The 8541-nt window shown below is 65.5% G+C and carries 8 protein-coding genes; all 8 read right to left on the bottom strand.

The genetic code is table 11. From position 1 onward, the window contains the following. On the bottom strand, positions 1 to 1160 hold a 1160-nt coding region (locus tag P1K30_RS23335), incomplete at its 3' end, for a hypothetical protein (RefSeq protein WP_275635152.1). Between the two features lie 13 nt (positions 1161 to 1173). Then, entirely contained in the window at positions 1174 to 3708 is a 2535-nt protein-coding gene (locus P1K30_RS23330) for a fibronectin type III domain-containing protein (RefSeq protein ID WP_275635151.1), read from the bottom strand. Further along, entirely contained in the window at positions 3701 to 4153 is a 453-nt protein-coding gene (locus P1K30_RS23325; protein WP_275635150.1) for a DUF6950 family protein, read from the bottom strand. The genes P1K30_RS23330 and P1K30_RS23325 overlap by 8 nt, the downstream gene beginning before the upstream one ends. Beyond that, positions 4153 to 4740 carry a hypothetical protein gene (locus P1K30_RS23320; protein WP_275635149.1) on the bottom strand — a complete coding sequence of 196 codons (588 nt, stop codon included), beginning with the start codon at positions 4738 to 4740 and terminating at the stop codon, positions 4153 to 4155. The genes P1K30_RS23325 and P1K30_RS23320 overlap by 1 nt, the downstream gene beginning before the upstream one ends. After that, positions 4740 to 5435: a hypothetical protein gene (locus P1K30_RS23315; protein ID WP_275635148.1), complete on the bottom strand. Its 696-nt coding sequence runs from the start codon at positions 5433 to 5435 to the stop codon at positions 4740 to 4742. The genes P1K30_RS23320 and P1K30_RS23315 overlap by 1 nt, the downstream gene beginning before the upstream one ends. Next, complete coding sequence (locus P1K30_RS23310; protein ID WP_275635147.1) at positions 5435 to 7534, bottom strand: AAA family ATPase; 2100 nt, start codon at positions 7532 to 7534, stop codon at positions 5435 to 5437. Before P1K30_RS23310 ends, P1K30_RS23315 begins: the two co-directional genes overlap by 1 nt. Before the next feature lie 152 nt (positions 7535 to 7686). Beyond that, positions 7687 to 8073, bottom strand: coding sequence for a gene transfer agent family protein (locus P1K30_RS23305; RefSeq protein ID WP_275635146.1), 387 nt, complete (start codon positions 8071 to 8073; stop codon positions 7687 to 7689). Beyond that, the gene (locus P1K30_RS23300) at positions 8073 to 8537 is read right to left on the bottom strand and encodes a phage tail tube protein (protein WP_275635145.1); all 465 of its coding nucleotides are present in this window, start codon (positions 8535 to 8537) and stop codon (positions 8073 to 8075) included. The genes P1K30_RS23305 and P1K30_RS23300 overlap by 1 nt, the downstream gene beginning before the upstream one ends. Positions 8538 to 8541: the final 4 nt, after the last annotated feature.

Here is an 8541-nt window from a genome sequence, read left to right as displayed (position 1 = left end):
CCGCCGGAGCCGCCGCCGGCCGCGCAGGTTTTCAGCGCGCCAACGCCGGTGCCCTCCCAGACCTCGCAATCGTGGAAGAGCGTCGGCAGCGAAGAGAACGGCGTGCCAGCATAGGCCAGCAGCGCCTCGCCGAGCGTGATGTCGCCAGGGAACATGACCTCGACGAAACCCTTGTTCCGCGGGTTGAACTCGATCACGCCGTCAGAGGGCGTGTCCGACGTGCCGGTCGCCGTGGCGACGTCGGTCGGGTGCTCGAACTCGATCCAATCGTTGCCGTTGTCGCTGACCGTAATGATCGTGCGATCCTGCAGATCGAGACCGTTCACCGTCCCGAACGAATTCAGCTGCACCTCGTCGCCAATGCGGACACCCCAGTCAACCAGATCATCGACGTTGACCCGGAACGTCGCCGAAGTATCGGTCGTGGTCACGTTGATCACTTCGCCGCGCCGGATCTCGTAAAGGCGACGCGCCAGAAGGACCGACTCGTCGTGGGCGTCGGTTTCAGGATCACGGCGGCGCACAATGGCGAACTGCTGGCCCGCATGCTCCCCGAGCGCCCAGCACGACGCCGAATAGGCGTTGCCGGAATCGATCGTGCAATCCCAGCGCCAGGTCGCGCCGTCGTCGTTCGAAGAGTAGAGCTCCGCGACCTTGCCGCCGTTGTGTTCGTGGTCCGCGTTGAAGCCGCAGTAGTGAACAACGTTCCCCGAGATATTCACGATGTGGCGCTTGCCCTGCGGCCAGGACTCGTAGTTCGCCGTGCCAGGCGACACCTGCCGGATCTCGAAGTCGAAGGTCTCTTTTGCCGGGTAGACACAGTCGACGTCTGCGTTATTGCCGAGCACGTCTGCCAGCTTGAACCCGCCGTTCACGTACTGCAGGCCGGTCGGGATCGCAGACACGAGGTAGGTCTTGCCGGCAAGGTCAGAGCGGAACTTCTTGGTGCCGACGTTGCCCTCAAGCTGCGAGAACGGCGTGTCGTCGAGCGCAAGACCATCGGCCGCAGGGGTGTAAGAGGCGACCGAAATACCCACCTCGGAAGCAGCGATAGCTGCCTCCATTCCCTCGAGCTTCTCCGCAAGTTGTTCGCGGTCGGGCTGGTAGGACGCACTCGGCGGGTTTCCCAAAAGGATCTCGCGGGCACTTAGCGTGGTCATTTGCAGAACTCCGTTATCGAACTTGCAAGGTGTAGGGCCCTTGCGGCGCTCCAGCGCCCCCGGTGTCACTGACCGGAACTATCCAGAAGTCGGCCTCGCCAAGGTAGAGGCAGTCGACCGTGTCGACCACGACCGAGACGTCATCCACGTTGCCGACGAACGCAGCGGACGCATCCAGCCGGAACGCGGTCGCGGCCGCAGGCGCAACGATCGTCTCGGCATATGTGCCGTCCGCGCTCCTGCCCGTTCCGCTGTTGGTCGCGCTGCCCTGCAGGGCAGGAGTCACATCGCCAGCGGTCCGGTTTTGAAGGGTGAAGGTCACGCGGCATACATCGCCCTCGGAGACGGAAATGCCCTGCACCAAATTGCCCGCGCTGCCGCCGACGTGGGACGCTGCGCCGGAAGCGATCGACCAGTCGGTGCCCGCCGTCCAGGCAGAGCCGTCCGCGAAATCGCCGTTGGACAGCAGGTCCGTCGCCGTTACATCGCCGGCCACGACATCGAAATCGGTGTCGCTTCCGACCGTGATGGTTCCGGCGGTCACGATATCCGCGTCCTCGAACGCAGCTCCGACGGCGCCGCGATAGATCCGCACACCGCCCATCAGCACCCACGCCGGCGTCCTGCCCGTGAACCGGACGCGTCCAGGCTCCGCGGCCACCGTGTCGATCGTCAGTGCCGGCGGCACAACCGCGGCGACCACCTGCACCGGCGGCTCCGGCTGGTAGTCTGGCCCGCCGGCCCCACCGGCACTGCTCACCGTGTAGTTCTTGATCTGCGCCTCGTAAGTCTCACCCTCGATCAGACCGGCCGCGATGTAGCTTGTGGTCCCGGGATCGAGCGTGACCACCTGCCACTCGGAGACAGGCGCGGTGACCTGCCGCATGCGCAGCTTGATGCTGTAGATCTCGTCCTGCTCCGGCCACGTCCATTCGATCGCCGGCGTGAGGTTGCCGCTGCCGTAATTCGCGCCCTGCAGGTCGTCGAGCTCGTCGACCTCTTCCTCGTCGTCAAGCTGCGTCAACTCCGGCGGCTGCGGCTCTTCAGACACCGCATTGAAGTCGAAGTCGGACGGGACGACGGAATAGGCCTCAATGTCGAAAGACACCCCATCCATCCGACGCTTCAGCGATGCGAGCTCGATAAAGAAATCATAGCCGGCGGCAGGATCCACGTAGCGTGCGAACCGCGGCCCGCACCCCGCCTGCTCGATCAACTCGTAACCCTTCAGCCCGATGGTGCCGGCAAGCCGGTACTCGGCGTGCTCGATCTTTGCCATGCGCTTCAGCACGCGCGCGGCCTGGTTGTGCCAGGTCACCATGTAGAGCGCCGGTTCGCGCCGGATGCGCCGCAACGTGTCGTCCTCGACGTAGACCCCCGAAGGCGACTCGCGCCACTCCCGCTCGGGCTCGACATAGGTCGCGATGAACTCGTTCGCGACGCCGGGCTCCACCTTGCCCGCCGCAATCTGCTGGCTGAAGAAGTCCTCCGGCCCCAGCGTGACCGTCGGCTCGGTCCAGCGCCCCGCGTGGATCCCGACCGTCCCGTCGGGCTTCTCCCACATGAAGGCATCGGCCGCCGCGATCATCTGCGCCAGGATATCCTTCATCGGCATGTCGTCGCCGATCGAGCCGTTTAGCTCCCACTTCGCTCCGGTCACGCCGTCCCGATCGGTGACCTCCACGTCGCATGCGTCCGCCTCCGCTGCGAGCATGTCGTCATCGAGCGAAAGGCCCCAATAGGTCTCGAGCTCATGCGCGACGCAAAGCGCCCAATTGCGGCTGAACCCCACGCTGTCGTCGCGCGGATCCCGGATCTGATCATTGCCATCCCAGACCGGCGCGATCTGCCACTCAGTCCCGTTCGGCAGGATCTCGTTGTACTTCTCCTGACCAGGCTTCTGCGCCCACGCGGCCGCGTAGGATAGCCCCTCGAAGTCGTGGGCCGACGTGATCTCCGTCACTTCCGACAGCCAGATCGAATCGACGAGCTGACCGGCCTGCCCGGTGTGCCCGCGCACATTGCCGTAGGACTTGCCCCCCTGCAGGATCGGATCGGTCTGGACGTTGCCGCTGGCATCGGTCGCAACGACAAACTTATCGAGCCACCAGTCCACGACACCCTGCGTCGAGTGCGCTGCGATCAGCACCCCGTAGTGCCGGCGCTTGCCGCGAAAGACCGTCATGGCCAGCGGCCCGCCCTTGCGCGCCCGCCCGTACAGACGATCGAAATAGGCGATCGGCTGACTGTAGTTCACCATGCGGTCGCTCGGCGACGGAATGTTTGGCTTGAACAGCGCGTTGGACAGCGCCGACAGCCCGAACCCGATGATCAACTTGCCGAACGGCGACAGCAGGAACGACCCGATCCCGGTCAACGCTGCAGAGGCCGTCAGCGTCGTCAGCAGGGTCGCGCCGGTGCCCACGAGCGCCTGCGTCCCGATGCCGATCGCCGGCAGAAAGCCCACGATCGGCGCAGCCTCCGCAGGCTTCGGCAGGGCAGCCATCGGCGCCACGATCGCCGTCGTCAGCAAAAGCCGGCTACGCATCGCCCCGCTCCGCACCGCCATAGGGAACACGCCAGGCAGCCAGCACCTGCGCCTCTAGCATGGAGTGCCGCAACTCCACCGCGCCGCGCCGGACGCCCTTGCAGACCCACGATCGACCGAGCCAGACGGCGCCTGTCGAATGACCCCGACCACCATCCTCGCCCGCGAAGGACAGGACCGCGATATCGCCAGGCAACCGATCCTCAACGGCGATCCGGGGAAGGTCATCCCCGACACGGCTCGCGACACACTCCACAGGCGCGGTCACCCAGCCGCAGACACGCTCTGCAGAGGCCTCGTCGTAATAGCGATTCCGCAGGTCCGCCGCGAAGTCGCGGCCGGTCACCCGCTCGACCCAATCGGCGACCACCAGCATGCAATCGCTCCGCCCCCAGACGGTCGGCAAGCCGTGCCAGCGATTGACCTCCTGAAACAGCGGCGACATCAGCCCCACAGCTTCACGTCCCGCTGGCCGTCCGTCGGCATGAATTCGAGGCTCGGGTTCGCCGATCCGGTCAGGCGCGCATGGTCCTCAGTCGTGTACTGCAGGCCGCGGCGCCTGGACCGCTGCTCCCAGATGCTCTCGAAGGTCAGGGTGATGCGCCGCTGCTGGCCACCAGTGCGCTCGTAGCGAACAGCCCGCATCGTCCGCGACGCAAACAGGATCGGCGCGACCTTCGGCGCCTGCAGGTCCTCGGCGGCAAGCAGGGGCTGAACGTAAAACCGGATCGGTCGGCCGTCGACCGCATCCGCACCCTGCAGCTTGATGTCGTCGATCAGCTCCGGCATCGCCGGATCCTGGAAGTACGAAAGCGACGCCTCGCCCGACGGGGCGATCCCGTTGATCGCGACCTCCAGCTCGCCCACCGAGAACAGGGAACTGCCGTACCAGGAGAACCCGTTAATATCGACAAAGCGGCCATCGGTTCCGACAACGAAACGCACGGTCTCATCATCGGTCTCGATCGAGGCCAGGTGCAGAACGCCAATCACGTCGGCCGTGACATCGAAGCTCTCCGGAAAGAACGGCATCAGCGGCCGGGCCCCAGCCATTCGCGCAGCTGCAGCTGCACGCTGGTCTTGGCAAACTGGCCGTAGGCCGGGTTTCCCATGCCTTCCTCCGAAGCCTCGAACAGGCCGGTCGGAATGAGATGCACGGAGTCACCCTCCGCAATCGCGGCACGCAGCCCGGGGCGGACCTCGAGGCGGAGGTTGCCGCCTTCTTCGCTTACCGAGGTAACGCCGAACGGCCAGTCCTTGTGGCTCAGGATCATGCCCTGCACGACGGCGCCAGGATATGCCGAGGCATCCACCAGGACCGACGTTGCGCCGGCCGCAGCCGCCTCGGCGGCAAGCACAAACGGCCGATAGTCAAAACCGACATCGCCGACGAAGAGCTCATCGTTGGAAAACGGCACGCCGGTCGCAGCATCCACGCCGTCCGCCTCAGCAAGGCGGGCCCGCACGACCGCTGCCGGATCTCGCATGTATACCCGATACACGGCCTGAAGGCCCTTGCCCTGCCAGCGGATCGCGCGCCACTGCAGCAGGCGCGCGCCGGTCAGGACAGCCTGCGGCGATCCGATCCAGCGGGGAAAGGCGGAGTAAACCGACTGCGACACGCCAGTCAGCGACTCGCCATGCCGCTGGGCGCGCCAGTCGATATCCCAGTCCCGCGTCGTCAGGCACATGACCGACCACGGCACGTTAACGATGATCCGATCCATCAGGTGGTCGTTCCCCTGTCCTGCTGCCGCTGCATCTGCGACCCCAGGGCGTTGCGCTGCGCCTGCGAGGCCGCGCCGGTGACGGCGACCGACGTGTCCGCGCTGATCGCTTGGACGCGCGGCACGAACATCGCGCCCTCTTCGGCCTGCACGACGAGCTCCACCTTGACCGGCCCGCCGCCGCCCGCGCCGGCGCCCATCGCCCGCGCCTGGCTTGGCGTCAGAACCCTCCCAGGCTGCGACGGCATGAAGAGCTCGCTGTTCGGCGTGTTCTCGTTCACTCGGTAAAGCCGCCCGGGCAGGACCGAACCACCGCCAGCGCGGCCACCACCGAAGAGGCTCCCGAAGATCCCACCGAACAGTCCGCCACCGCCGCCGAGGCTTCCGCCGAGGTTGAAGGTGCTCATGAACAGCGATTTCAGGCCGGACGAGATCAGGTCGGACGCGATCTGCCGAAACACGTTGCCCAGGGCATCGCCCAAATCCTCGCCGTTGACGATCGCGTCCGCGAGCGCATCGGCGACGCTCTCGATGCCGTTTACGATTTCGCTGAACTCGGCCCGCACGAACTCCTCGTTCAGGTTGGCGAGCGCAGCGTTGTACTGCTCACTGGTCAGCTCGCCCATCTTCATCAGCGCATCGAGGTCCGCGACCTCGCGCTCGTAGGCCTCGGACGCTGTCTCGAGATCTCGCAGGATCTTGTCGCGCTCCGAGAGAAGCCGGTTCAGCTCCTTCTCTTCCTCTGTGCGGCCTCCGCCGCCCTTGCCGCCGCGACCTTTGGAAGAGTACTCATCGACGAAGTCATCGACCTGGGAATCGTAGCCAGAGTAGATGCCGCCATCCATGAAGAGACGAGGGTCGCTACCACGGCCGTGCGTTACGGGGTTGGCATCCTGCCTGTTCTGCCGGGAAATCTCATCGAGAATCGCTTGCGAAGGATCGGCGAGCGCAAGGATGCCGGTTGCACGCTTTAGGGCAATGCCGAGGTTATCGGCTAGCCGGGCGGCCTCGTCCGCGCTCACGGCGATTCCAGACACTATATCCATTCGCGACAGCCCCAGCGCCGCTTGCGCCGCATCAAGCATCTGGTCGTGCAGGTCCCGACCCTCGTCCGAAGCTTCGGCGAGACCACTGCTCGCAACAGCGATGTAATCGGCCATCCGTACCGCAGCACGCGCCTGATCTGCCCATCCCTCGGCACTCCCGACCTCCGCAAGCAACTCGGCGAGTCGTTGGGCCTCCTCGGCCGTAATGCCGAACATTTCCTGCAAGCCGTCCAGCCCGAGCTCAACGCCCTTAAGATCGGCAAGTTTGCTTTCGACTTCGTCCAACTCCGAGTTGAGCTGCTCAAGTTCTGAAATCGGAACGGCCTCGTTGCCCTGACCACCGCTGAACAACCGCTCGGTCAGCTCCGCCCGGCGACGTTCCAGATTGGACAGAGTTTCAACCATTCGCGCGATATGACTGGGGTCGATGCCCAACGCCCCCGGCAAACCAAGACTGTCAGCGATACCGGCATTCACTTGGTTGATGGCTTCGCGGGCGCGCAGCGCGGCGATATCGCGCTCTACTTCGAACAAACGGCGTGCGTCTTCCGCAAGTACCCCGTATCGGTCTCTCATGTCAGTTACGCCGGTACCAAGCTGCTTGTCCGCAGCCTCGAGCCGGGACACCGCTTTCTCGAGACCCTCCAGGCTCTTTTCCAACTCCTTTGCGTTGTCTGCGCCGGACAGCATCTCGACGCCCATCGGAATCAACGCACCGGCCAACGCACCGACCAGAATGCCAGCCGTCCCGAGACCGAGCGCGAGGTCAGGCAACTGGATCGACAGCGCGCGAACCCAGTCGCCGGTCGCCGACCCCTGCTGCGCGATCTGGCTCAGCTGCATGCTTGCCTGCCGCATCCCACCGCCGGCGAACTTGCGCGCGCCCCGATCGGCCTGTTCGAAGCTGCGGCCGATGTTGCGGTTCGCCCGCGCGAAGCCCTTCTCCGCCTTGTTCGCGGACCTCAAGGTCGAAGCCTCCATGCGCGCGAGCGCCTGCAGGTACTGCTTCTCGGTCAGCCCGACCTTGATTTGAAGATCGTCATCCGTTGCCATCTAGATCAATCCCAGGTCTCGCATGCGCTCCGGTGACATCGCATCCGCATCCGCGTCGCCCTGCGCCCCGCCGTGCGCGCGGTTCCAGCCGTCACGGCACGCCAGAAACTCCCAGACACTCATCCGCCCGAGTTGCTCGGGCGAGAACCCCATCACGGCGCCGTCTCCGTAGAGGCCGGAGAAGCGCCATTTTCCGGGGCTGCCTCCGTCGCCCCCTCCGGCTTTCCCACGCGGTCATCCTCCGGGCCGAAAAGCGCGTGCCGCAGCACGGCAGCGGCCGTCAGCTTCAGCTTTGCCCAAGGCGCGGTCGCGACCACGCCGGCGACGAGCGGCCCGGCCGTCTCGACCTCCATGCCGGCGCCGATCAAACCCTGGCGGAGGATGGCCAGAATCTCGTCGGGCGCCCACGTCCCGAGACGGAGGCGGTTGAAGAGCTCCTCGGGGCCCCGTTCGGTCTCGGTCTGCAGGGCACGCAGCCGGTCGATCGGGAGAGCGAAACCGCTCTCCCCGCCCGGCCAGACCAGTCGGATAGGATCCATCAGGCGACGGTCAGACGCTGCGGCGTGCCGTCGAACTGAAGCTCGATCGACGCCGTGATGCGGCCCTTGTCAGCCGGGCGCTCGTTCGAGATCCCGATCACTGCCGGGCCATACTCGGCATAGATATCGCCGGATGCACCGTTCTGCTCAGCCTGCACATCGCGCAGCCGGCAGTTGAGTTTGCCGGCGCTGTAGAACCAGTCCAGCAGCTCGTGCTTGCGCGCGGCAGCCCAAACGCCGGTCGCCGAGACGGTCACCGAGATCGACGCCACGTCTTTCTCGATGTTGTGCGGCAGCGACTCGTCATCGCAGTCCGGAACCGGAGTCTCGGTGATGTTCGGCGTCCGGTTGATCGTCACGCCGGTCATGCCGCAGATCTTGGAGTAGACGCCGGCCGCACCGACCGGGTCGAACTCGACCTCCAGCACCATCTCGTTGTAAGAAGTCGTCGTCGCGGTCGTCATCGCG

Origin of the sequence: Psychromarinibacter halotolerans, from assembly GCF_029168315.1 — a bacterium.
Lineage (GTDB): Bacteria > Pseudomonadota > Alphaproteobacteria > Rhodobacterales > Rhodobacteraceae > Psychromarinibacter > Psychromarinibacter halotolerans.
This window is presented reverse-complemented; position numbering and strand designations above follow the sequence as displayed.